Annotated in this window: 20 protein-coding genes; 14 read left to right on the forward strand and 6 right to left on the reverse strand. The window is 41.9% G+C overall.

Annotation, left to right across the window (positions count from 1 at the left end):
• Positions 1-197: 197 nt before the first annotated feature.
• The 3 genes from ACFSVN_RS04125 to ACFSVN_RS04135 all read right to left on the reverse strand — a co-directional run bounded on the left by ACFSVN_RS04125 (position 198) and on the right by ACFSVN_RS04135 (position 3,105).
• Entirely contained in the window at positions 198-1,616 is a 1,419-nt protein-coding gene (locus tag ACFSVN_RS04125; RefSeq protein WP_390299039.1) for an NAD(P)(+) transhydrogenase (Re/Si-specific) subunit beta, read from the reverse strand.
• Entirely contained in the window at positions 1,613-1,909 is a 297-nt protein-coding gene (locus ACFSVN_RS04130) for an NAD(P) transhydrogenase subunit alpha (RefSeq protein ID WP_390299042.1), read from the reverse strand. Before ACFSVN_RS04130 ends, ACFSVN_RS04125 begins: the two co-directional genes overlap by 4 nt.
• Positions 1,910-1,980: 71 nt before the next feature.
• A complete protein-coding gene (locus ACFSVN_RS04135; RefSeq protein ID WP_390299361.1) occupies positions 1,981-3,105 on the reverse strand; it encodes a Re/Si-specific NAD(P)(+) transhydrogenase subunit alpha in 1,125 nt (374 codons plus the stop codon).
• Between the two features lie 414 nt (positions 3,106-3,519).
• Here ACFSVN_RS04135 and ACFSVN_RS04140 point away from each other — a divergent pair, with 414 nt between their 5' ends.
• Both ACFSVN_RS04140 and trxB read left to right on the forward strand, forming a co-directional pair.
• Positions 3,520-4,032, forward strand: coding sequence for a hypothetical protein (locus ACFSVN_RS04140; RefSeq protein WP_390299045.1), 513 nt, complete (start codon positions 3,520-3,522; stop codon positions 4,030-4,032).
• Positions 4,033-4,204: 172 nt separating this feature from the next.
• Complete coding sequence (gene trxB / locus ACFSVN_RS04145) at positions 4,205-5,182, forward strand: thioredoxin-disulfide reductase (RefSeq protein ID WP_390299048.1); 978 nt, start codon at positions 4,205-4,207, stop codon at positions 5,180-5,182.
• A gap of 66 nt (positions 5,183-5,248) precedes the next feature.
• Here the strand turns inward: trxB and ACFSVN_RS04150 are convergent, their stop codons facing one another.
• Positions 5,249-5,695 carry a DUF4342 domain-containing protein gene (locus ACFSVN_RS04150; RefSeq protein ID WP_390299050.1) on the reverse strand — a complete coding sequence of 149 codons (447 nt, stop codon included), beginning with the start codon at positions 5,693-5,695 and terminating at the stop codon, positions 5,249-5,251.
• A gap of 92 nt (positions 5,696-5,787) precedes the next feature.
• Between ACFSVN_RS04150 and ACFSVN_RS04155 the strand changes: the two genes are divergently transcribed.
• From ACFSVN_RS04155 to ACFSVN_RS04205, 11 genes are all read left to right on the forward strand, one after another.
• Positions 5,788-7,329: a YifB family Mg chelatase-like AAA ATPase gene (locus ACFSVN_RS04155; RefSeq protein ID WP_390299053.1), complete on the forward strand. Its 1,542-nt coding sequence runs from the start codon at positions 5,788-5,790 to the stop codon at positions 7,327-7,329.
• A gap of 46 nt (positions 7,330-7,375) precedes the next feature.
• Positions 7,376-7,744 carry a four helix bundle protein gene (locus ACFSVN_RS04160; RefSeq protein ID WP_390299056.1) on the forward strand — a complete coding sequence of 123 codons (369 nt, stop codon included), beginning with the start codon at positions 7,376-7,378 and terminating at the stop codon, positions 7,742-7,744.
• Between the two features lie 284 nt (positions 7,745-8,028).
• Positions 8,029-10,464 carry a replication restart helicase PriA gene (gene priA, locus ACFSVN_RS04165; protein WP_390299059.1) on the forward strand — a complete coding sequence of 812 codons (2,436 nt, stop codon included), beginning with the start codon at positions 8,029-8,031 and terminating at the stop codon, positions 10,462-10,464.
• A 96-nt stretch (positions 10,465-10,560) separates the two neighbouring features.
• Positions 10,561-12,498 (forward strand): CBS domain-containing protein, encoded by a 1,938-nt coding sequence (locus tag ACFSVN_RS04170; protein WP_390299062.1) that lies wholly within the window; start codon positions 10,561-10,563, stop codon positions 12,496-12,498.
• Between the two features lie 24 nt (positions 12,499-12,522).
• On the forward strand, positions 12,523-13,506 hold the full coding sequence (locus ACFSVN_RS04175) for a succinylglutamate desuccinylase/aspartoacylase family protein (protein ID WP_390299069.1): 984 nt from the start codon (positions 12,523-12,525) through the stop codon (positions 13,504-13,506).
• A 113-nt stretch (positions 13,507-13,619) separates the two neighbouring features.
• Positions 13,620-14,408 (forward strand): SMC-Scp complex subunit ScpB, encoded by a 789-nt coding sequence (gene scpB / locus ACFSVN_RS04180; RefSeq protein WP_390299072.1) that lies wholly within the window; start codon positions 13,620-13,622, stop codon positions 14,406-14,408.
• Entirely contained in the window at positions 14,405-15,232 is an 828-nt protein-coding gene (locus tag ACFSVN_RS04185) for a pseudouridine synthase (protein WP_390299075.1), read from the forward strand. Before scpB ends, ACFSVN_RS04185 begins: the two co-directional genes overlap by 4 nt.
• 9 nt (positions 15,233-15,241) lie before the next feature.
• Complete coding sequence (locus tag ACFSVN_RS04190; RefSeq protein ID WP_390299077.1) at positions 15,242-16,117, forward strand: alpha/beta hydrolase family protein; 876 nt, start codon at positions 15,242-15,244, stop codon at positions 16,115-16,117.
• A gap of 120 nt (positions 16,118-16,237) precedes the next feature.
• Entirely contained in the window at positions 16,238-18,748 is a 2,511-nt protein-coding gene (locus tag ACFSVN_RS04195) for a zinc-dependent metalloprotease (RefSeq protein ID WP_390299080.1), read from the forward strand.
• A 152-nt stretch (positions 18,749-18,900) separates the two neighbouring features.
• Positions 18,901-22,089 carry a VPS10 domain-containing protein gene (locus ACFSVN_RS04200; protein ID WP_390299083.1) on the forward strand — a complete coding sequence of 1,063 codons (3,189 nt, stop codon included), beginning with the start codon at positions 18,901-18,903 and terminating at the stop codon, positions 22,087-22,089.
• 106 nt (positions 22,090-22,195) lie between these two features.
• Positions 22,196-23,065, forward strand: coding sequence for a sterol desaturase family protein (locus tag ACFSVN_RS04205; protein WP_390299086.1), 870 nt, complete (start codon positions 22,196-22,198; stop codon positions 23,063-23,065).
• Between the two features lie 13 nt (positions 23,066-23,078).
• Here the strand turns inward: ACFSVN_RS04205 and ACFSVN_RS04210 are convergent, their stop codons facing one another.
• Entirely contained in the window at positions 23,079-23,402 is a 324-nt protein-coding gene (locus ACFSVN_RS04210; RefSeq protein WP_390299089.1) for a metalloregulator ArsR/SmtB family transcription factor, read from the reverse strand.
• Positions 23,403-23,535: 133 nt separating this feature from the next.
• Complete coding sequence (locus ACFSVN_RS04215; RefSeq protein WP_390299092.1) at positions 23,536-25,263, reverse strand: sodium:solute symporter; 1,728 nt, start codon at positions 25,261-25,263, stop codon at positions 23,536-23,538.
• 335 nt (positions 25,264-25,598) lie between these two features.
• Between ACFSVN_RS04215 and ACFSVN_RS04220 the strand changes: the two genes are divergently transcribed.
• Positions 25,599-26,171 carry an outer membrane protein gene (locus ACFSVN_RS04220; protein ID WP_390299095.1) on the forward strand — a complete coding sequence of 191 codons (573 nt, stop codon included), beginning with the start codon at positions 25,599-25,601 and terminating at the stop codon, positions 26,169-26,171.
• Positions 26,172-26,263 lie beyond the last annotated feature (92 nt).

Raw genomic sequence — 26,263 nt, forward strand, 5'->3', positions numbered from 1 at the left:
GAGATCGGGTGTTAGGCGTTAGGTGCAAGGGGCAAGAAGGTTGAAGCTTCGCTCAAGACTAGAAGATCATTGGTTTATTTAGTTAGCAACCTTGGAGCGTCTGAAAGACCTCCAAGCGTTGCGGGGTGGTTCCGTCCCTTTACTTACAACGAACGCTCCAAGCTCCTGTGGACGCTTGGAGGTTCCATAGCTAAATCTTAAACATCATTCAGTGCTTCATTAAGTGCCTGCAAGCTTTTTTTGGCATCACCAAAGAACATTTGATTTTTTTCATCATAAAAAAGAGGGTTGTCGATGCCGGCATAACCGGGGCTAAGGCTTCTTTTGAAAATTATCGTACGTTTGGCTTCATCCACATTTAGAATAGGCATTCCGTAAATGGGACTTCCGGGTTCGGTTTTAGCTACGGGATTGACCACATCATTCGCTCCGATCACCAGTACTACATCGGTGGTCTTGAATTCCGGGTTTATCTGATCCATATCCAGCAACTGATCGTAGGGGACATCGGCTTCAGCAAGTAAAACATTCATATGACCGGGCATACGTCCGGCTACAGGATGAATGCCATATTTTACCTGTACGCCTCGGTCTTCCAGTTTCCCGGCTACTTCTTTCAGAATATGTTGTGCCTGGGCAACTGCGAGTCCATATCCCGGCACTATCACCACTTTGGAAGCATAGGCTACCTGTATGGCAAGGTCATCGGCAGAGCTTTCACGCACAGTTTTATCACCCGTATCAGCTCCGGAACCGCCACCTGAATCTCCGCCAAAAGCGCCAAAGATCACATTTGCCAGCGAACGGTTCATGGCCTTGCACATAATCTGAGTAAGGATGAGTCCCGCCGCGCCAACAAGTGCTCCTGCAATAATGAGAAGATTATTACCGATCACGAAACCGGCCATGGAAGCGGCAATACCTGAATAAGAGTTAAGTAATGAAATTACGACCGGCATATCGGCCCCGCCAATTGGAATGACAGAAGTAATACCGATCAATAGAGATAATCCGAGTATGATCCAGAAAATGGTTTGGTTGGTGGGATCGAAAGTGAAGAATCCGATCAATACCAAAACGGCTATCATTGAGCCAATATTAATGACATTCAACCCGGGAAAGGTGATGGCATTACCTGAAATGAATCCTTTCAGCTTTCCGAAAGCAATGAAGCTTCCGGTGAAAGTCAGCGCCCCAATGAAGATGCCAAGTCCGGTAGTGACCAGGCTATCCGGAGTCATGGTAGTTGGATCAACCAGTCGTGAAAACTCGCCCCATGCTACGAGAGCAGACGCACCACCACCAAATCCGTTGAAAACAGCAACCAGTTCGGGCATGGCGGTCATTGCCACTTTTTTGGCTAAAACGGCTCCGATCAAACCACCGATCAGAATCCCGGCAATGATCCATTCAAATGATATGATCTGCTGATCGAAAAGCGTGACTGCGATTCCGATGAACATCCCAATAGCGGCAAATTGATTTCCCTTTCGGGCTGTAGCCGGGGAGTTTAATAATTTCAACCCGCGGATAAAAAAGAAGGTTGCGATCAGGTATATGATCTGGATGGTATCAGGTAAATAGGGTAGGAAAGCCTCTGGTAAGAACTGACTCATTTCTCATCCTCCTTTTTCTTGAACATCTCCAGCATGCGGTCTGTTACCATAAAACCGCCCACCACATTGATAGTCGCAAATACAATAGCTACAAACCCGATGATCTGACTCATCTGAGAATCTAAGCCGGAATGACCCGCAACGATTAAAGCTCCCACAATGGTAATTCCTGAAATGGCATTGGCACCACTCATAAGTGGCGTATGCAAGGTGGGCGGGACTTTGGAAATGAGCTCAAAGCCAATAAAGCAGGCCAGAACAAAGATAAATAAGGAGAATATTAAGGCTGACATAGTTTTAGTTATTTGTTATTCGTGTAATTGGTCAATTGATCAAGGAGAAATCAACCAATAATCATTTCCTATTAACCATTCTTCAACATCGGACTGATAATCTCTCCCTGATGCGTAACCGTTGTTTTTAGCAGTATTTCATCTTCAAAGTTGAAATTGGGTTTACCGTCTTCCAACAGAAGATTCAGCAATGCATACATATTTTTGGAATAGAGTTTACTGGCGTGCAATGAAAGCTGGCTCGGCAAGTTGTTGGGGCCTACAATTTTGACACCATATTTCTCAACTGTTTTTCCGTGCTCTGTCAGTTCACAATTCCCGCCATTTTCAGAAGCAATATCTACGATCACTGAACCGGGAGACATATCCTTTACCATTTCTTCCTTAATTAAAATCGGCGCCGGCCGTCCGGGAATTAGTGCCGTTGTAACTACAATGTCAGATTTTTTGCAGTGTTCATGAATGGCTTGTCGCTGGAGATCTTGTTTTTTTTGATCAAGTTCTTTGGCATAACCACCTTCTGTTTGCGTTTCTTCCTCCCCGAGTTCCACTTCAACAAATTTTGCTCCCAAACTTTCCACCTGTTCTTTTACTTCCGGGCGGATATCAAAAGCTTCAACTACAGAACCCAATCTCTTTAAAGTAGCTATGGCCTGAAGCCCTGCAACACCGGCTCCCAGCACCAGCGACTTTGAAGGAGGGATGGTTCCGGCAGCGGTCATCATCATAGGTAAATACTTATCGAGTTCATTTGCGGCGATCAATGCTGCTTTATAGCCTGCTATCGAACTCATGGAGGAAAGAACATCCATATTCTGGGCACGGGATATTCGCGGAATGAAGTCCATACCCAAAGCGGAGACTTCTAAATCTCTTAGTTGCTTCACCAATTCAGGATGTTGAAGAGCCCAAAGCAAACAGATCAGGATGGCACCCTTTTTAAGCTTTTTAAATTCTTCTTCATCGGGAGTCTGAATGGTTACTAATATGTCCGAACCTGTCAATATTTTATTTCTGTCAGAGACAATAGAGGCACCCGATTCCTCATACTCATGATCCGGAAAGTTTGATTCTAACCCGGCTCCGGATTCTGTCCAAACTTCTATGCCTTGTTTCACAAGCTGTGCAGATACTTCCGGAGTAAGGGCCACCCGGCGTTCATGTTCAGCAGTTTCTTTTAAAACACCTACTATCAATTTGGATCCTCCGTTAAGTTTCTTCCAATAACATAATGAAATCAATGAATTTCACAAATAAAAACTTCGCAAATTATCGTTGATAATTATGAATATATGATGAACTTGAAATAAGCTAATTCTATGGATTATAGGAATAAAAGGAGCCCGATTTTATCTGATAGAATTTTATACCGTAAACTGAATAAATAAATGGAAGGATGATCTTGTAAAAATTATAAGTAAAAACATCTGGTTATAGTTTTTCCTCCCTCATACAAGCTTAAAAGGCAATTCTAATTGTTTTCTAATACTAAGAGAGTTTAATTAAGATAGCAGAGCCGGCTTATAATACCAGATGAGAGAGCGGGTTGTCTTAAGTAAAAAAGTATAGAATAAGTATGGGTTTGATAATCATAAATAAACTCAAGAATTATGGATACTCGGAGTACATTAATAGCAGAAACTATATGTTCAATAATTTTTCTTAGTTCTTGTAAGAAAGATTCGAAAACTGAAACCGGAGATGAATTTCCGGATGAAATGCACGCAGTCTGGCAAGAAGAGGTCTGGGATGACGGAGATGAATTAGGTCTTTATTTCACCAGTAAAATGATGGCGATCTGGGATTATGCCGGCGACGAATATGATCAAGGCGAAGACTGTTACTACAATTGGGAAGCTGGAGAGCTTATTTCTTATGAAGGCAATAACTATCGAATTAGATTGATAGATTTCTTTTTTGATGATCTCGAGGAATTGACAGTCAACATCCGGGTTGATGGTGACAGGATGATAATTATTGACCCTGAAGAGGAAGACAGTGAACAGGAATATTCCAGAGACAGCAGGTCAATTGAAGATCTCACTCCTGAATGCAGTGATGATCAGTTCAAGATGAATTCTGAAGAGCTAAAAAGGAAGTTTCAGGCATTCCTGACAAACTGATCATTATAAAAATAAGTGTAGAAAGGCTGGTTTCCCGGGCCTTTTTTATTAACTCTACACAGAGAGGTAAGATTTTAATTATAAGCCTGCTCTATTAATTTCATAGAAAATAAGTGGAATAATTTTGTTGCAGAAAGCCTTATAATTAATCCGAATTTAAAAAGAGCATATTATGGAAGACATCGCAGGAAAAACATTTGACGTTGTAATTGTAGGTAGCGGCCCGGCCGGATTAACAGCTGCACTGTATGCGGCCCGTGCCGACCTCAAACCATTAGTATTTGAAGGCCCCGAACCGGGAGGCCAATTGATGACGACCACGGATGTAGAAAATTTTCCGGGATATCCTGATGGAGTAATGGGTCCAAAGATGATGCAGGATTTCCGCGAACAAGCAACTCGCTTCGGTGCCGATTGTCGCTACGGATACGTTACAGATATTGATTTCAGCGAACGACCCTATAAGATCACTGTAGATGAAAAAACGGAGCTTTATGCTCACGCAATCATTGCTTCTACAGGTGCTTCAGCAAAATGGCTTCACCTTGAAAGCGAACAAAAATTACGTGGTAAAGGCGTTTCTGCTTGTGCCACTTGTGACGGTGCATTTTTCAGGAACCAGCATGTAGTAGTGGTGGGCGGTGGAGATACGGCCATGGAAGAGGCAACCTTCCTAACAAAGTTTGCCAGCAAAGTAACGGTCATTCATCGCCGTGATGAACTCCGTGCCTCCAAAGCCATGCAAACCCGCGCATTCAACAATGAAAAAATTGAATTCATGTGGGACAGCGAACTTGTTGAGGTCCTCGGAGAAAAAGTAGTGGAAGGTGTTAAGGTCAAAAACAGAAATACCGGCGATGTTACTACATTGGATGATGTTACCGGCGTTTTTGTAGCAATCGGCCACAAGCCGAATACCGATCTGTTCAAAGGCGTGGTTGAGATGGACGATGTGGGATATATCCAAACCAAAGGCCAATCTACAGAAACCGATCTCCCCGGATTATTTGCCTGCGGTGATGCAATGGATGCCGTATATCGACAAGCTGTAACTGCAGCAGGAACCGGATGCAAGGCGGCCCTCGATGCCGAGCGTTATTTAGGTGAGCTTGAAAGCGAGAAAGCTATTGCACAGGAGCACTGGAAATAAGTTATTATGAGATTGAGCGATTAAGTATTAAGAATACTTAATCGCTCAATAACTCAATCTCTAAAATCACTTCTTTTTCTTCTTACCTATCGTCTTTTCTTCCTTCTCTTCTTCTTTGGAGTCAGAACTTTCTTTTTTTGCTTTGGTTTCAGACTTCTCTTCTTCCTTTTCGCCCTCATCCTCATCTTTTATATCAATGAATTCGGCATCTACGGTATATTCGTCATCGTCGGTAACTTCCCGTTCCACGATGATCTGGTAGTCGTTGATGAACATTGCAAACATACCGATGGCAGATATTACTGGAGCCATTGCGCCCACTAAAGCAGCACCCGTAACCCCAAAAGCTAACTGGGTCTGAAATTTAATTTCCCCTTCTTTATTCTTAATGATCAGCCTTCGGGCACTTCCTTCTTTGATCAAATTTCGGATCTGCTTGATCACTTCGTTAACACCGCCCTGAATCTCCTGATAGATGGTTTTAGCCTTGTCTTTAGCTTCTTCTTTTTTCATGATATGTAAGATTTATGAAATTTTTTTGTAAGGAATTGCTTTCCCACCGCTCTAACTACGTAAAGATAACAGAAAAGATTCAGGTACAAATTATGCTTTCAAGAGTATATTGTGCATCCACTGTCGGGGTAGATGCAAAGATCATAGACGTAGAAACTCATCACACCAATGGAATGGTAGCTTTCTTTTTAGTGGGACTTCCGGACCGGGCTGTAAAAGAATCAAGGGACCGCGTTGAAGCGGCTATTCGTAATACAGGCTCCTACTATCCATTGGGCAGAATAACGGCAAACCTGGCTCCGGCTGATCTTCCAAAAGAAGGGAATGGGTTTGATCTTCCGATCGCCATCGGTATTCTCAATATGTCGGGACAACTTCACACCGATAAACTGGATGAAACTGTAATGCTGGGTGAACTGGCTTTGGATGGAAAAATACGTTCGGTGAAAGGAGTATTACCGGTTGCAGTTGAAGCTGCCAAAAAAGGATTTAAAAATTTGATCGTCCCAAAAGAGAACGGGGGAGAAGCTGCGGTAGTGGAAGAACTCGAAGTTTTTCCATTTGAGCATCTGAACCAGGTCAAAGACTGGCTGGAGAATCGAGGCAGCATGGATCCTTTACGCAGTAACGTAGAGCAGTATTTCAACCAAAATGGGAAACATAATCCGCTTGATTTCAGTGATGTGCGCGGACAGGAAAATGTGAAGCGGGCATTAGAAATAGCAGCTTCGGGCGGGCATAATGTTATCATGGTAGGCCCGCCCGGCTCCGGTAAAACTATGATGGCCCGGCGAATTCCAACCATTCTGCCACCGCTAACCTTGGATGAAGCGCTGGAAACTACAAAGATTCATTCCGTCTCTGGGATATTGGAATCCGGTAAAGCACTGATCACCAAAAGGCAGTTTCGCTCTCCGCATCACACGGTCTCGGATGTTGCATTGGTTGGAGGCGGGAGTATTCCTATGCCCGGTGAAATATCTATGGCGCATAATGGAGTGCTTTTTTTGGACGAACTTCCTGAATTCAAACGAAGTGCATTGGAAGTGATGCGCCAACCATTGGAAGATGGATCCGTTTCCATTTCACGTGCCAGAATGAGCGTAACTTATCCAAGCAGAGTGATGCTGGTTGCATCGATGAACCCTTCTCCTTCTGGAGATTGGTATGACCCTCATGAAATGAATGGTACTTCTTCTATACAGATGCAGCGATATCTCAGTAAAATAAGCGGTCCGTTGCTGGATCGTATCGATCTGCATATTGAAGTACATAAAGTGAGTTATGAGGAGCTTTCAGGAAAAGCGAAAGGAGAATCTTCTGAGGATATCAGAAAGCGGGTAGTAAAAGCAAGGGAGATTCAATCTAAACGGTTCATGGGAATGAAAGGAGTATATAGTAACGCACAGATGAGTACTCGAATGGTACGCAAGGTCTGCAAACTGGATGATGCAGGTTCCGAGATCCTCAAAAAAGCCATCACCTCTCTGGGTCTTTCTGCCCGAGCTTATGATCGTATACTAAAAGTCTCCCGCACTGTAGCCGACCTGGATCACTCTGAGGATATCAAGTCCAATCATGTTGCCGAAGCAATTCAGTATCGGAGTCTGGATCGGGAAGGATGGTTGGGATAGGAATATCGAATATCGAACAAGGAATATTGAATATCGAAGGAGAACCATGAATAACAGAAAGTATGATTTAGAAGAAAGATTGATGCAGTATGCACTGAATATTCTAGAAATAGTAGAAAGACTACCTAATACTTATGCAGGTAAATATTTTGGAAATCAGCTAGTGAGGTGTGGAACCTCTCCTGCTTTTCACTATTCGGAGGCCAAAAGTGCAGAGTCCAGAAAAGATTTCGTTCACAAACTGAAAGTAGGTTTAAAAGAACTTCGTGAGTCTTCGACTAATATGAAGATCATTAGAAGAAAGCCTTTACTAAAAGATCTAATTTTGGACAATACTTTAAATGAATGTGAAGAGTTAATCTCGATCTTTGTTAAAAGTATACAAACCACCAAAAGAAATATGCACTTAAAATGAACACTTCAATATTCCTTGCTCAATATTGAATATTCGATATTCATTTTAGCATGTTTATGCGGTGTGATTAAAGAATGATTTTAATAAGATTAAAGTTAGATATAAGTCAAAAAAGGAGGCGGTTATGAAAAAAAGATCCGCATATTGGAGAGGGGGACTGGTATTCAGCCTTCCGGTGTTGATCATTTTGATCTATTTGTTACTGGTGTTATAAATTGGTTGACTCGTGCTTTGAAATTGGATAAGCTTTCCGTTCCAAATTAATCCAAGACAGCACAATTATTTTGTCCACTTTTGTTGATGTAGCTTTACCGGCAGCCGTCCGAAAGCAGTTCACATATCATGTACCTAAAGATCTTGAAAACTCTATTCAAACAGGACAAAGAGTATGGATCCCATTTCGGAATTATAATGCTATTGGGGTGATCGTCCGGGTCCATAAAAAAACACCTGCTTTTAAAACCAGGCCTGTCCGTAAGATTCTCGATGAAAAACCGATCTTATCTAAAGAGCTTTTAGAGCTTACCGAGTGGATCTCAAAATTTTATTATTCCAGCTGGGGTGAAACTATTCAGGCTGCTTTGCCAGCGGGATTAAACTTTGTATCCAGAAAATACTTAACGGTTTCGGAGAATATCGATGTATCAAAACTGGGTGAAGAACAATTTGAAATAGTAAAAGATCTTCAGGAAAATAAAACCACGCTGGATGAAGCAAAAAAAAGATGGAAGGGAACAGGGCTTAATAAAGTATTTTCTAAACTGCTGAAGGATAAAAAAATCGAAGTCTGGGAAGAGCCGGACCTGAAAGTAACGGTGGCTACGGAAAGAGAATGGATTTGGGCAGACGGAAAAGACCGGGACTCAGCCAAAATATTTTTAGACAGTGAGGAAGTAAATGAAAAGTTGAAATGGACTTCAGCTTTGGCGGATATCAGAGAAGAACTTCCCCTCCGGCAATCAGAAATATCGGACGATTCTATATTCAATTCCTACACGTTAAAAAAATTACAGGATGAAGGATGGATCACATTCAGAGAAGTGGAAAAGAAAACCGAGATCGACCATCTGGAATTTGATCCGAAATCCATTAAAACACTGAATGAAGACCAACAGAAGGCTTTTGAGGAGATCAGGGAATCTCTGACTAAAGAAGAGTTTACCAATTATCTGCTCTTTGGAATTACGGGAAGTGGTAAGACCGAAGTTTATATTCACGCTTTAAAACAAGTAGTTGAAAGCGGAAAAGGTGGAATTGTGCTGGTACCAGAGATCGCACTTACACCTCAAACAGTGTCAAGGTTTTATAGAATTTTTGGTGATAAAATTGCTGTTTTACATAGTCGTATGAACAATCGTGAGCGGCTTCGGGCATGGAAAGACCTTAATTCGGGAAAGAAGAGTATTGCCATCGGCCCGCGTTCAGCGGTATTCGCACCCGTACAAAATTTAGGGTTGATCATTTTGGATGAAGAGCATGACAGTTCATATAAACAGATAGATCCTGCTCCGCGATATCACGCACGAGAAACAGCCATAGTCCGGGCTAGCATGAATAATGCGGTGGTGATCACGGGGTCTGCGACACCAAGCATGCAGGCCTTGAATATGGCAGCTAAAGAAAAATGCGAGTTGCTGGAACTCACAAAGAGACATGCTGAAGCCGTTTTGCCGGAAGTTAAGATTCTGGATCTGAAGCAATATAAGGGGGCCATGCGTGGAGAATTGGCAGTACCACTTTTTATGGCGATGGAAGAAGCCCTGGAGAAGAACGAGCAGATCATCTTACTGTATAACCGCAGGGGGTACGCAAGCTATATCCAATGTGAAGATTGTGGACATATTCCCGAAAGCCCCGAGAGTTCTGTAAGCCTTACTTATCACAAGCGTAAAAATCTATTGATGGATCATTACACAGGCTATTCACGCAGAAAAGATATGAATTGTGAAAAATGCGGTTCAGCAAATCTGAAAATACAGGGTTCCGGAACGCAAAATATAGAAGAGCAGCTGGAAGATCTTTTCCCTGATGCAAACATCATTCGGTTTGATCGGGACTCTACCTCCCGCAAAGGTGCACACGAAAGAATCCTCAAAACATTTGGAGAAGGGAAAGCCGATATCATGATCGGAACTCAGTTGGTAGCGAAAGGTCTTGATTTCCCAAATGTAACCGTTGTTGGAGTAGTAAATGCTGATACTGAATTAGCCTTTCCATCCTTTCAGGCAACAGAGAGAATGTACCAACTGCTAAGTCAGGTTTCGGGGCGTTCAGGGAGGGGAGATAAGCCCGGGACGGTTTTTTTGCAAACCCGTCAGCCTGATAATCCTGCACTAAAGTTTGCAAGAGATCATGACCACCGTGGCTTCGCTCGTCAGGAAATGGAATTTCGAAAGCCTTTATATTACCCCCCGTATTCAAGGCTTATAAGGTTTGAGTTGAAGTCTGCCAAAGATCATGAAGTAAACATGGCAGCTCATATCTTGAAGAAATCCATTGAGTCTGTGGTCTCGGGTGTACCGGTTTTGGGTCCTTCTCCAGCCGCCATTCACTGGATGAATAAAAAATTTATCTGGGAGGTTATGATGAAAATTGATACCGAAAAAGGGGTAAATTATATTGAGCTTATGCTAGACAAGATCATGGCTGTTTATGAAGCGGATATCAAAGGAAAGTTTTCCTCTGTTCGGGTGAATGTGAATGTTGATGCTATTCAATAAGTTAAAAGTGTGATCACTTGACTAAAAAATTTGCAAAAACCCTTTCAAAGTTGGTATTTAGGGACTGATTCACACCATATATAAATTTGACAGACTATGGGAGAAGAGCGCGTTAAACTTGCTGATGATAATGAACAGGTGCAAACCTTTATGAAGCACGTGCTTCGCGATATGCGGGCACTTAAAACCATGCTGAATGATGACTGGTTTGAAACCGATACCATTAGAATAGGAGCCGAACAAGAGCTTTGCATGGTAGATCCCCATGGTAAGGTGTTTCCAAGATCAATGGAAGTGTTAGATGCTTTAGGAGATGGGAATTACACCACCGAATTTGCGCGGTTCAACCTTGAGATAAATATTGAGCCGCTGGAGTTCACAGGAAACAGCCTCTCACAAATGGAGCATAATCTGCATGATGAGGTAGAGAACGTACGGAAGACCGTTCGCGAAATGGGTGGCGATATACTACTAACAGGTATACTTCCTACTATTCGTAAAATGGATGTGGATGTCAAAAATCTCACCCCTCTTCAGCGCTATGAAGCACTTTGTGAAGCTATTAATAGGTTGCGAGGAAAAGAATATGAACTGCGAATTCAGGGGATGGATGAATTATTGATGAAGTTTGATTCTCCGTTGCTTGAAGCATGTAACACAGGGTTTCAGGTTCATTTACAGGTAAAGCCTTCTGAATTTGTTAACCGCTATAACATTGCACAAGCTGTTACGGCTCCGGTCTTAGCATGTGCAGTTAATTCCCCCGTACTTTTTGGTAAACGGTTATGGGCTGAGACGCGGGTTGCTCTGTTTCATCAATCTATTGATACGAGACAGGTGGGAGAGCATTTGCGGGATTCGAGTCCAAGAGTGACTTTTGGAAATCAGTGGCTTGAGAACAGCATTCTCGATATTTATAAAGAAGATATTTCCCGTTACCGTGTAATGCTGAGTGCTGAAGTAGAAGAAGAAGTTGAGCAAATGATGAAAGAAGGAATAGCCCCTGAATTGATGGCCTTGAGGGTGCATAATTCCTCGGTTTATCGATGGAACCGCCCATGCTATGGCGTTGGAAATGGAAAACCTCATTTACGTATTGAAAACCGTGTTTTCCCTTCAGGCCCAACGGTAGTGGATGAAGTGGCTAATGCCGCATTTTGGCTGGGATTGCTAAATGGGTTTGAAGATGAATATAAAGATATCACACAGGAATTAGATTTTGATGATGCAAGGATGAATTTCTTCGCGGCTTCCAAACTGGGACTTGATACAAAATTTGTTTGGACCAAGGACCGAAAGATGACAGCGGTTGATCTGATCAAGAATGAATTGTTACCCATTGCTAAAAACGGACTCCAAAAAGCCAATATAGATTCTTCAGATATTGATACTTATTTGGAAGTTATTGAAGAGCGGGTAAATACGGCTCAGACCGGGTCTTATTGGGTGGTTAAATCCTATGGAAATTTGATCAAGAAAGGAAATCGCGAGCAAACGCTTTCGGCTATCACCAATGCGATGATCAAAAATCAAAAAAAAGGAGAACCGGCTCATAAGTGGGGGCTAGCCAAGATCGAAGATATGGATCATTGGAAGCCTTCAAAACTAATGGTAGAAGAGTTTATGACCACGGACCTCTTCACCGTTCGAAAAGATGATATTTTGGAATTTGTAGCTAATCTGCTGGACTGGCGCCGAATTCGCTACATACCTGTTGAAGATGATCAAAAACATTTGGTTGGTCTGATAACAATGCGGAAAGTACTACGTGAATACACCAAAGTTGTTAATGAGGATGAAGAGGCGTCCATTACTCAAACTGTGGACGATATCATGGAACAAAACCCTGTTACCATTCACCCCGAGGCTTCCATTATGGAGGCTATGGAGATCATGCAGAATCAAAAAATAGGTTGCTTACCGGTGGTCAAGAACAGCCGTCTGGTTGGCGTTATTACAGAAGATAATTTCATGAATATAACCCGGCGCCTGCTACAGGTATTAGATAATGAGAAAAAGAATAAGGAAGAATGAAGTGATAAAGTGACGAGTGATACTTTGCCATTTCTAAAACAGAATATATTGCAGGATACGAAAGAAGAAATATCGAAAACAGATAACATTCAATACTCAGACCGTATGATAGGAGATCTCACAGGAGATCACCCCGGGCCGACAGTAATTGCTTTAGCCGGAATTCATGGAAATGAGCCGACAGGAATCGAAGCCATACGGCATATTTTTGAGAACCTGGAAACCAAGAAGTCAGAGTTTCATGGAAGGTTTATTGGATTGATCGGAAATATAGAGGCACTGCGAGAACGAAAAAGGTACATTGATGAAGACATGAATCGGATCTGGTTCACCTCTATATTGGATAAGATACGACGAACACCGATCGAAGAGGTTAAAACCGCGGAGCGAAGGGAAACCAAGAAACTGCTTGAAGTTATTGATCCAATTGTGAAAGAAGATTCCGAGCATCCTGTTATTTTTGTGGATCTACACAGTTTTTCGGCTGAAAGCGGATTATTCGTGATCAGCACAAGAGATGGTCGCAATGTGGAGTTACTGGCCCAGCTACGGGTACCGATTATCTTTGGTATAGAGAAAGCCCTTCACGGAACAGCTCTCAAGTATATTCAGAATACCGGAAATATTGGCTTTGCTTTCGAAACGGGGCAGCATTTTACTGAATTTGCCGAAGACAATGCTAAGGCCGGACTCATGTGCCTGCTTGTCGCTTCAGGTTGTATTCTGGCTTCCGAGATCGATGATTTCATCCGATATTATGATTATCTGAATACCCAGACCGAAGATCTGCCACATAAGGTTGAGTTTCTGTATAAGCACATCATTGAACCGGACGATCGCTTCGAAATGCGTCCGGGATTCAAAAATTTCGATCGCGTTCAAAAGGGGGACTGGCTGGCCAACGACCGACATGGTAAAATATTAGCCCAGCGTAGTGGCTATATATTGATGCCGCTTTATCAACAGCAGGGTGAGGATGGCTTCTTTATTGTAGAAGAGTGCGAGTAGGACTTTAAGACGGACAGTAGGACAAAATTTTATCTAAGAATTATTTTTGTCGAGTGGCGGGTACTTTGTGTAAGTTTACAGACTATATTTTTTTGAGAACTTTGTGATTTAATATGAAGAACGATTACGAATTTATTGATGGAACAAGGCTTTCTTCCGTGATTGAAGCTCTTATCTTTGCAAGTTATGAACCGATTCCAGGCTCCAAGATCCGAGAGATCATTGTGGAAAACGAAGAACAAATTGAGATCACGGAAGAAACCGTGCAGGATTTTGTTGATAAACTGAATGAGCGCTATGATGAGAATGGACTTAGTTTTCGCATTCAATTACTGGGGGGAGGATATACCTTTGTAACAGAATCCAAATACCATTATTGGCTCAGTATTTTTCAGCATGAAAATGCGTATCGAAAGTTGTCGCAGTCAGCCATAGAATCGTTAGCTATTGTGGCCTATCGGCAGCCTATTACCAAACCGGAAGTTGACCAAATTCGCGGAGTTGATTCCGGTTATATACTCCGGCAGTTGATGGAAAAGGCATTGATCGAAGTTTCAGGGCGTGCAGACAGTCCGGGTAAACCACTGCTTTACAGGACTACCAAGCATTTTTTAACCCATTTTGGTATTAACTCTGTGGATGAGTTACCGAAACCACGCGAGATCGATGAGATTCTGAAGGATGACGACATGGCTGAACACCGTCAGCTTTTGATGGAGCGGCAGTTGATGATGGATGATATGGATGCTGATAACGAAGAAGATGAAAGCTCCCTTGAAGAAAAAGCAGACGAATTATTCAATGAATTTGAAGAGAAGAAAAATGCCTCAGATAATAATGAGGATGAATCGCATCCCGAAAATGGACAGAATAAATTAGATGAAATTGATGAGGAAGAATGAGCAATAAGAAAGGAAACAGAAGACCCAAAAATAAGGCAGACGATAAAAAAGCAGCTAAAGTAGATCAAAATTACTCACAGGATGAGGAGATAAGACTGAATAAGTTTATTGCGCATGCAGGGTTCTGCTCACGACGGGAAGCCGATACCTATATCTCCGCTGGAAAGGTACAGGTGAATGGTCAGGTTACTACGGAGTTGGGCACAAAAGTCCGCCGAAAAGACAGCGTGGTTGTTGATGGGCAAAACCTAAGCCTTGAGCCATTCGTGTATTTACTGCTTCATAAATCCAAAGATGTAATTACCACAACCGATGACGAAAAAGATCGCACAACGGTTATGGATCAGATCGAAGATGCTACAGGTTATCGCGTATATCCCGTAGGTCGGTTAGACCGGAACACAACGGGCCTTTTGGTGTTAACAAATGATGGAGACCTTGCACATCGCCTTATGCATCCAAGCTACAGTGTTCGTAAAACATATCAGGTTGGAACAAAGGATCCACTTACTGAAGCACAGTTAGAACAATTTCTGGAAGGGGTGGAACTGGAAGACGGTATTGCCAAGGGATATAACATTGTCCAATTTGTTGATGATCCCCATACATTTGAAATGTCTGTTTTTGAAGGACGGAATCATCTTATACGAAGAATGGTACAATTCCATGGAACAGTTGTTACAAAGCTGAAACGGATCGAGTACGCCGGACTTACACTGAAAGATGTATCAATGGGCCGTTGGAGGTTTTTGCGTCAGCATGAAATTAATAACCTCCGGAAATTGGTTAAACTGGAAACATTAGATTTCAATAAAGATAAATAATCATTTTTTATGGAAGTAAGCAGTATTTCGATCTCATTAGGGCAAGTAGAATCTACTGAAGGATTACCGATTCGGTATGATCTCTACTCTCCAATTTCAAGAAATGCACTGAGTTTTCCAGTGATCATATTTTTACATGGATTCAAAGGCTTTAAAGATTGGGGGCCCTTCCCGGATGTGTGTGAAGAGTTGGCAAGAGCAGGATTTGGAGTAGTAGCGATAAATTTTTCACTGAATGGAATTGGTGATGACAAGACCGAGTTCACGGAGATGGAGCTATTTGAGCGAGAGACTTTTTCACAAGATCTGGATGATATTGGAACGGTAATCGATGCTCTCCAAAGAGGTGAGATCACAGACAACCATTCAAGCCTGAATACCGATGTAATTGGTATTCTGGGACACTCCCGTGGAGGGCAGACTGCAATCGCCGCAGCTGTGGAATATGCTCCGGTGCAGTGTCTTGTAACTTGGTCTGCAGTAGCAGATTATCGTAAAAGGTGGACAACCCAAATGAAAAAAGATTGGGAAAAACAGGGTTTTACGGAGATTGAAAATAGCCGAACGGGGCAGAAGATGAAGGTTGGAAAAGTGGTTTATCAAGATTCGATAGAAAATGCCGATAGGGTTATTGCTATGGAACGAGTTAAAGAACTGCGTATCCCAACATTATTTATTCACGGGCGTGATGATGAGTCGGTGCCTTACACTGATTCTGAAAAACTCCATATTGCTTGTGAAGCACGTGACAAAGAACTCCGATTAGTGTCAAACGGAACTCACACGTATGGAGCTGGTCATCCTTTTGAAGATCAAGATTTCCCAAAACCTTTTGCCGAAGTACTGGATTGGACCGAAGGTTGGTTTATTGAACATCTTAGTTAGGCAGATTATACCTTATTAATTTTTTTTCCACTAGAAAAAGATCAAGTCACTTGATTAGATTGTCAACGAACCTGATTTTAAAAAGTCTTTTTTTAAATAAATAAATAAACCAAATGATATATGAATTACGGAAAATTTAATTTTATAAAAGTCTCTGTATTTTTTCTGAGCCTTGTCTTTGTAATTGCGGGGTGTAAATCATCAGAAGCGGTATCAGGGTCTGAGCGCCCATCACAAAGTGCCAGAAGTGGACCAGGTGGTTCCGGCGGTGATGATGAGATGAAAAAATTTAGCGATGTTATCACTGAAGATGCTGAATCTGATGAAGGTCTTTTCAATGTCCATAAAGTTGATGACAAATATTACTACGAGATTCCTGATGGCCTTTTAGGTCGTGAGATGTTATTAGTAACCCGTGTTGCTAAAACAGCCGATAATATTGGGTACGGTGGTGAGAAACTTAATACGCAGATCGTTCGATGGGAGAAGAAGGATGAAAATATTCTACTTCGCCACGTATCTTACGAGAATGTAGCTTCTGAAGAAAAGCCGATCTATGAGGCGATTCGTAATTCAAACTTTGAACCGATCATTGCTTCTTTTAGTATTGAAGCTTTGAGTGAAGATTCAACCGGATCCGTAATTGAAATCACGCCATTATTTACTACAGATGTTCCTTCATTAGGTATTTCGAGTGGTCAACGCCGAGCATATCAGGTAAGAAGATTAGATGGTAGTCGTACTTTTATTGAGCACATAAATAGCTATCCTGAGAATGTAGAAGCACGTAACGTACTAACGTATGATGCCGGCCAGCCCCCATCGAATTCTTCAACCGGAACCATATCCATGGAAGTTAATCACAGTATGATCGTTCTTCCGGAAGAGGAAATGAGGCCTCGAAGTTATGATCAGCGTGTTGGCTTTTTCAGTGTAAACAAAACTGAGTATACCGATGAAGCTCAAAAAGCCAGACAAATTCGACACATTACCCGTTGGAAATTAGTACCAAAAGACAAAGAGGCATACAAAGCCTGGTTGGATGGTGAAAGTGATGAGTTAGTAGAACCGGAAAATCCGATTGTATATTATGTAGATCCAGCAACACCTGAAAAATGGAGAGAATATCTTATTCAAGGTGTAGATGACTGGCAAGTAGCTTTTGAGGCGGCCGGATTTAAAAATGCGATCGTAGGAAAACTTCCTCCAACTAAAGAAGAAGATCCTGAATTCAGCCCGGAAGATGTACGTTATTCTGTGATTCGTTATTTCGCATCTCCGGTTCAAAATGCTTACGGTCCTCATGTTCATGATCCTCGGTCAGGACAGATCCTTGAATCGGACATTGGTTGGTATCATAATGTAATGAACCTGCTCAGGAACTGGTTTTTTATTCAGACTGCGGCCACAAATCCCGCCTCTCGTGCTGTAGAATTTGATGATGAGATCATGGGTGAATTGATACGATTTGTATCAGCACATGAAGTAGGCCATACGCTCGGTTTTCCCCATAACTTTGGTTCAAGTTACGCTTATACAGTTGAACAGCTTCGTGATCCAGAATTTACTTCTACACACGGAACAGCTCCTTCTATAATGGATTATGCACGCTTCAACTATATTGCACAACCGGGTGATGGAGTTACAAACTTCTATCCTGCAGTAGGTGAGTATGATAAGTGGAACGCTAAGTGGGGTTACACATGGTTCCCTGATGACATGAGTGACGAAGAAATAGAAGCTACTCTCAATGAGTGGACCAAGGAAAGAGCTGACGATCCTGTTTATTTCTATGGGCGTCAAACCGGCAGTAAAATTGATCCAAGGTCACAAAACGAGGATCTGACAAATGATGCTATGGAAGCTGGCGAGCTAGGTCTTGCTAACCTGCAGATCATAACTGAAAACCTGATCGATTGGATCGAGCAAGACGGTGAAAATTTTGATGACCTCAGTGAGTTATATGGTAATATCATAGGTCAGTGGAACCGATATATGGGACATGCTCTTAGTAATGTTGGTGGGGTATATGAAAACCACAAAACATTTGATCAGGATGGTGTTGTGTATGAACCCGTTGATGAAGCCACTCAAAGAAGAGCCATGCAATTTTTACAACAGCATGCTTTCAGCTCACCAACCTGGGCATTCAATGATGATATTCTAGATCGTGTTAATCAGGCTTCTGCCATCGAGACTTTTAGAGGTGCTCAGGCAGGGGTACTTTCAAATCTGGTTAGTGCTCAACGCATTGCCCGTTTGATCGAGTTCGAAAAAAGATCAAGTGATGATACTTACACTGCATTCGAAATGATGGATGATGTACGTAACGGCATATTCAGAGAAGTACGGGCAGGAGAAAGTATCGGTATTCATCGACGGTATCTGCAGCGTGCATATATTGATGAGATGAATGACCTGATGTCTGCTGAAGTTGTAGGCGGCGGGTGGTTCGGGCCATCTGTAAATGTTGGGCAATCCGATATTAAGCCGATCGTAAGAAATCAGCTTGTTATCCTTCAACGAGATATTACACGTCGATTGAATGCCGGTAATATTGACCGTGCGACTCGTGTTCATCTTGAAGATGCCCAATCAAGAATTGACGATATCCTGAATCCTGATAATTAGATTTATAGATCAGTGCAATTTTTTAAAACCCCTTGGCTAAAGCCAAGGGGTTTTTTTGTTATACAGGATAATAAAATTTAACAACCACGGATTGTTTTAAGTTAATTCAATCATTATAGTTGGACACTTCTTTAAAAATAAACTTCGGAGACATGCGAAAATCACTAAAATACGTACTTACAGCTATAGCTTTGGTGTTGGGTACAACGCAATTTCACATTGGCATTGCACAACAATTAGATGTAGAACTTTTAAAAGGAATAGAACCCAGGAACGTAGGCCCGGCCGGAATGAGTGGCAGGATCACTGCTATTGATGTGGTTCAATCAAATAACAATGTTATTTACGTGGGAGCTGCCTCAGGTGGTGTCTGGAAATCAGAAAATGCAGGTGTAACCTGGGAACCAATATTTGAGAATTACGGCCCAATGTCAGTTGGGGCCATTGATATCTATCAAAAGAATCCAAGCATTATTTGGATGGGAACTGGGGAAGGAAATCCTAGAAACAGCCAAAACAGTGGAGCCGGAATTTACAGGAGTATTGATGGAGGTAAGTCCTGGGAGCTCATGGGGCTTGAAAAAACGAGAAATATTCACAGGGTACTGATCCACCCGGATGACCCTAATACTGTTTTTGTAGGTGTTCAAGGCTCTGCTTGGGGCGATAGTGAAGATCGTGGGGTCTATAAAACAACGGATGGTGGTAAGACCTGGAATAAAATTCTTTATGTGAATGATCGTACCGGTGTGGGTGAGATGGTTATGGATCCCGAAAACCCAAACAAGTTACTGGTAAATATGTGGGAATTTCGCCGATGGCCGTGGTTCTTTAAGTCCGGAGGTGAAGGATCTGGTTTGTATATGACGATAAATGGTGGTGATAATTGGAAAGAACTTAGTCCTGAAGATGGTCTGCCTAAAGGAGAATTGGGGCGAATGGGGCTGGCTTTTGCTCCAAGTGATACCGACATCGTATATGCCTTAATTGAATCACAGGAAAATGCCATGTACCGCAGTGAAGATGGTGGTTACACATGGCAGCTAAGGGAAAAAGTTGAGAATGATGGCGAGATCGGTAATCGTCCATTCTATTATGCAGAGATATACGTTGATCCTCAAAATGAAAACCGTGTTTACAGTTTATACAGTTACCTCTCAATCAGTGAGGATGGGGGTAAATCATTTGAAAGCATGTATCCCTATTATAATTGGATTCACCCTGATCACCATGCATTTTGGATCAACCCTGACAATCCCAAACACATGATCGATGGGAATGATGGTGGATTGAATATTACCTATGACAGAGGTAAAACCTGGAGGTTTGTAGATAACATACCGGTGGGGCAATTCTATCATGTAAATGTAGATATGGATTACCCTTATAACATTTACGGAGGAATGCAGGATAATGGTACCTGGCAAGGACCTGCTTATGTCTGGAGGTCCGGAGACATTAGAAATTCCTATTGGGAAGAACTCTTTTTCGGAGATGGATTTGATGTAGCTATTGATCAAAGTTCCGGACGTTATGTGTATGCAATGTCACAACAGGGTAATGTTGGACGCGTGGATACGGAGACAGGGAGCAGCCGATTTGTAAAGCCACACCATCCAGAAGGTGAAGAATTGCGCTTTAACTGGAATTCAGCCATTAATATCGATCCATTCGATGAAAAGACTATCTATTTTGGAAGTCAGTATGTGCACCGAAGTACGGATCGAGGAGAGAGCTGGAAGATCATATCTCCTGACCTTACAACTAACGATACTACGAAACAAAAGCAGCATCTGAGCGGCGGTTTGACTCTCGATGCAACCGGAGCTGAAAATTATACAACTGTTTTGGTAATCGAGCCAAGCCCGCTTGAGGATGACGTTATCTGGGCGGGAACTGATGATGGTAATATTCAGATCACCAGAGATGATGGTCAAAGCTGGATGAACTTACGGGATAACCTAAAAGGAGTTCCTGAAGGCAGTTGGGTAGCACAGATCAAAGCTTCAGTTCATAATAAAGGTGAAGCCTTTGCTGTGATCAACGATTACAGAAGAGATAACTGGACTCCATACCTGTTGCACACAACGAATTATGGCAAGAGCTGGAAGAATATTGTGAGCGAGGATCAGGTTAATGGATATACACTTTCCTTCGTGCAAGATCCTGTAGAGCCGAATCTGATGTTTCTGGGAACCGAATTTGGGTTATATACTTCAGTTGATGGAGGAAAGAAATGGACAAGGTGGGCAGATAGTTACCCAACAGCTTCAACGTATGATATGATCATTCATCCAAGAGAACATGACCTGGTAATTGGAACGTTTGGACGGTCATTCTGGGTGGTGGATGATATTCGGCCGCTTCGTGAACTAGCAGCAAGCGGAGTTGATGAACTCAAAAAACCAATTAAAGCTTTTCCTTCACCTGACGCCTACCTCGCTGAGTGGAGACAGGCGCGTGGTGTTCGATTTGCCGCAGATGCTATGTTTGCGGGAGATAACCGACCATCAGGTGCATTACTAAGCTATTCCATAAATAAAGATGTTTTGGAATCAGAATCAGATGAGGAAGAAGACCTGAAGGTGAAGGTCGAGATCTTTGATGCTTCAGGTGATAAGATCAGGACCCTCGAGAGAACACCTCAGCACAATGGTTTAAACCGAACCACTTGGGGATTGGACCATGCCGGTGTTGAGCGTCCAAGCCGTAGCTTGCGTAGAGCAAATGGTAATGAACGTGGAGGCCGGGATGTGTTACCTGGTACTTACAAAGTGAAGTTCACGGTAGGGGAATACTCTGATTCAACTTCAGTTACTGTTCGAACAGACCCAAGAATCGAAATGCCAATATCAGCGCTAAGAAGAACAGCAGAGCTTGAGAAAAATGTAGAGTCATTGACAAGCTACCTCGCTGAAGCTGTCCAAAAGCTGGCACAGGCTAACGAGATCGTGGAGACAAATAAAGACCTCGCATCTGCTGATGCCCGTTCGAAAGAAGAGCTTGAAGAATTCCATCAGGCCAACAAAACTGTTCAGGAAAAACTGGATACCCTTTTCGAAATGATATTTGGAGAGCAGTCCGACATGCAAGGAATTGTTCGGAATCCTGACCCAACTGTTTTGACCCATTTATACGCCGTAAATCGTTACCTGGGAAGTGATTACGACGGCCCCGGGGTGCGAGAGCGAAATCTGTTACAACAAGCTGAAGAAGCTGTTAACGAAGCCGTGTCAGCGATCAATGATTTTATAACCCAGGACTGGCCTGATTATCAAAGAGCCGTTGAAAACTCAGAACTGAGTCCGTTCAAAGAGATCGAACCGGTTACAAAAAATTGATTGTGACACATTGATATCTTACAACCTGTATGCTGGTTTTGAGCATGCAGGTTGTTTTATTTAAATATGATTATAACTTTAGGTATCACTTGAAGAAAGGAGGCCTATGGAAGGGTTAATTGATTTTTTTGAAAATGTACCCACAACATTCAGGGCGGGTCTACTAATTGGTGGAATTTTCCTATTCTGGGTGATAGAAGGGGTTTTCCCTCTTTTCGAATTTGGATATAAGAAAGTAAGACATGCTGCCATTAATTTAGTGTTGAATGGTTTTTTTGTAGTCATTGGATTGGGTTTTGCCGGACTTCTGGTATGGTCATCTAACTATGTAACAACTAATGAATTCGGTGTTCTGCAATGGGTTGAGATGCCTATTTGGTTACAGGCAATAGTAGGAGTAATGTTGCTTGATTTCTTTGGCGCCTACCTAATTCACTGGATAGAGCATAAAGTTGTGTTCATGTGGAAGTTTCATCTTGTCCATCACAGCGATACCACAGTTGATGTGACCACCGGTCTCAGGCATCATCCCGGAGAAGCTGTGTTCAGAATGGTTTTTACCATTATCGGGGTTATTTTGGTAGGGGTTCCGATCTGGATCGTATTTTTATATCAGAGTATTTCTGCGCTTTTTGCTCATCTTACGCATGCCAATATTAACATGCCAAAAAAAGTAGACCGAGCACTGTCATGGATTTTTATCACTCCTTTGATGCATAAAGTTCATCATCATTATACTCAACCCTTAACCGATACGAATTACGGTAATATATTTGCAGTTTGGGACCGAATGTTTGGAACCTTTGCTGAAGTGGACGACATTAAGCAGCTAAAATATGGTATCGACACTCACATGGATCCGTCCGAAAATGATAATCTGGGAAACCTCTTGAAGATTCCCTTTCAGTCGTACCGCCCACCAACGGGAGCTAAATTTGGAGAGCAAACAAATATAGAAAAGCCAGATACTGAGTAAAGCTCCCTCTTAACTACTCAGCAGATTTAAATTTCTTGATTGCTTCTTCAAAGTTACCCTTTTTACGGTCCCATTTCTTTTGAAACGGTTCTATAAAATCAGCTACATCTTTTAGTTTTTGAGGATTTAAATGATAGTAGATCTCACGGCCTATTTGTTCTCTTGAAATCAATTCACATTCCTTTAGAATTCGGACATGTTTGGAGATGGTGGGCCTTGACGAATCGAAATGCGAGGCTATGGTACCAGCAGTCATTGATTCAGAGGCCAGCAAGTGTAAAATGGTTCGCCTGGTTGGATCCGCTATTGCTTGAAATACATCTCTTCTTAAGTTCATTAGGCCCTGGAAAATAATTTATGTAGCCAATTAACTACAAATATATGCGTAGCCATTCAGCTTCGCAAATTATGTAATGCTATATTGGTATATAGGTAAGTGATTTAACGATCTAAAAAGTAAGAAGGGAGCTTTATTTGTTTTTAGAAGCAAGGCTCACAACAAAGCCTACAACGATCACCACAGTAGTACCCACAGGGTTCAACCACAAAAATTCGATGGCTTTTACATATCCATCAGGCATGGTATCCCATGGAAAAATAAAGGAATAATTTCCCGTGGCAGTGTTAAAGAAAAGCCGATCAAAAGCAAAAACAGAAAACATTCCGGAAATTAAACCGATCAAAGCACCGATTCCATTTGCACGTTTCACCCAAAGGAGCAAAATAAATACTCCCAATATAGATCCATAAAAATAGCTTCCGATCTGATTCACTAATTCAATAATAGAACGGGTCTCACCCATTAGTAAGGCAGAAACAGTAGCTAATGCACCCCAAAAGAAAGTCACCCCCCTGGAAGATTTAACATAATGTGCTTCGGTATGAAGGTCTCCTTTCAGGCGCTGATACCAATCCACGATAGAAACGGTAGTGAGAGCATTTAACTCACTGTCTATGGAACTGAGTGCCGCTGCAAATATTCCGCCTACGATAAGTCCAATGATACCAACAGGGACATGATTCAGGATGAAGTATGGAAAAATATAGTTTGTGTCGTTAACATCAGCCTGACGAATTTCAGCCTGAAGAGCCATTTCTGCATCACGGGCTGCATTCAAGGCTGCGTCGGTTTCTACAAATAATTGTTGAGTGTCAGGATCTCGTTCCTGAACTACGGCTAATGCAGCTTCTCTGCGGGAAAGATGGGCAACTTCATACTCTTTAAGGATCTTTTGTTCTGCAATTTGCTGTTGCTCATTTTGAGCTACAGGTTCAGAAGCTCGGAACGAAGCCGGTGCAGAATTAAAGATGAAGAATACATACAGCATCACCCCAAGTAACAAGATGAAGAATTGCATGGGAATTTTAGCATAAGCTGTCATCAACAGAGATTTACGGGCATTTTTGACAGAATCTGTTGTCAGATAACGTTGTACCTGAGATTGGTCGGTCCCGAAATAGGAAGCCATCAAAAAGAAAGCGGCAATCACCCCACTCCATACATTATATTTTTCAGTCAGATCAAAATTTAGGTCAAGTACCGTAAGTTTATCAAGGCTCCCAGCAAGATAAAGCGCTCCTTCAAAACCAACTTCATCAGGAAGGTTAACCCAGATAAGGATAAAGCAAAAGATCAGACCGAACATCATGATGGCCATTTGTTTCACATCAGTAGTGATAACACCGGCAATACCGCCAACAGTAGTGTAAAGTGTAGCGATGACACCTATTATCAATATGGTCAAGTACAATGGTAAACCAAGCAGCAGGGCAAGGACATAGGAAGGAGCTGCAATGATGACTCCAAGTGCTAACCCTCTTGAGATCAGGAAAAGTCCACTGGTAGTAAGCCGGGTTTTTAATCCAAATCGTTCTTCCAGAACCTCATATGCTGTAAAGTTTTGCATTCTGCTAAAGAATGGAACCAGGAACATGCAAATAAAGATCATTGCAAAAGGTATAGCCAGGTACGTTTGTACGAAACGCATATCTTCTACATATGCGATGCCCGTAGTTCCTATAAAAGTAATGGCGGAAGCTTGAGTAGCCATTACCGAAAGTCCTGCAGCCCACCAGGGCATAGAACGATTGGCGAGCAAATAACCCTCAATGGTAGAGGCGTCTTTACCACGCCGTGTGCCATCCCAAATGGTGTAGCCAAGAAAAGCTAGTAAAACCGTCCAGTCGATCCAACTCATTCAGGGTAAATTAAATATTGAGGTGAACCAAAAAAAAAGAAGAATAAAAACAACTCCCAAAATGGCTACAAACGTATAGTCTTTAAGCCACTTGGGTTTTATATCATTGGTCGGTTTTTCTTCCATGGCAGATAATAGATAATGTACCTTTCTTATGAAAGTAGAATATGAATGGGACCGGCAGTGTTGTTTTACTCTTTAAACTCCATTCTATAAGATGGAAGTACTTTCAGTGCAGAGTTTATAATTGATCAATACATAGAAATAGTAAAAACAAATTATTGAATCCCACACAGGGTTTTGTAACTTTCAGCAAATAAAACCAAAGGACAATCATGAGACGAATATTAGCCCTTGCAGTAGTTATATTAGCCATATTTTCTGCAACTACTTATGCACAATTTGAAATTGGAGCTTCTTATGAATTGCGTGAGGAAGAGCCTCGAAATGGATTTGGAGTAAGAATTCAGAAAGGAATTTTTGAAAACTTCCCGTTAGTTAATCTAGGTCTGAGACTACATGGAAGTTATTTTAGTGAAGATAATAATGTAAGTGAAGGTGGGGTGAGTTATTCTCAAGATCTGACCAATTATGATGTTGGAGTTGCTGCAATTGGAGGTGTTTCAGTTGGGTTGCTTGAACCTTATGTAGGTTTGGGGCTGGGAACTGAAAACTATGAGCGCGCAATAAGCGACATACAAAATGATACCAATAATGATGCACCTCAAAGTGGTGAAGAAAACAGTTTATATTGGAATATGCTGGTAGGAGCAAAAGTTACTATCATTCCAATGGTAAAACCTTTTGTGGAGTATCGTTATTCAAGTTCTGAGTTGGACGAACCGGAATTACAAGATGTAAATTCACAAACGGGCAGAATCATGTTTGGTATATCAATAAGTTTTTAGACTAAAGGAATGAGTTAAAAGCGGATATGAACTCCATATCCGCTTTTTTTTGTAGGAGATAATATATGTTAAGTGCTTTAAATACTGTTAAT

It is taken from the genome of Gracilimonas halophila, from assembly GCF_042684365.1.
GTDB classification, from domain to species: Bacteria; Bacteroidota; Rhodothermia; order Balneolales; family Balneolaceae; genus Gracilimonas; species Gracilimonas halophila.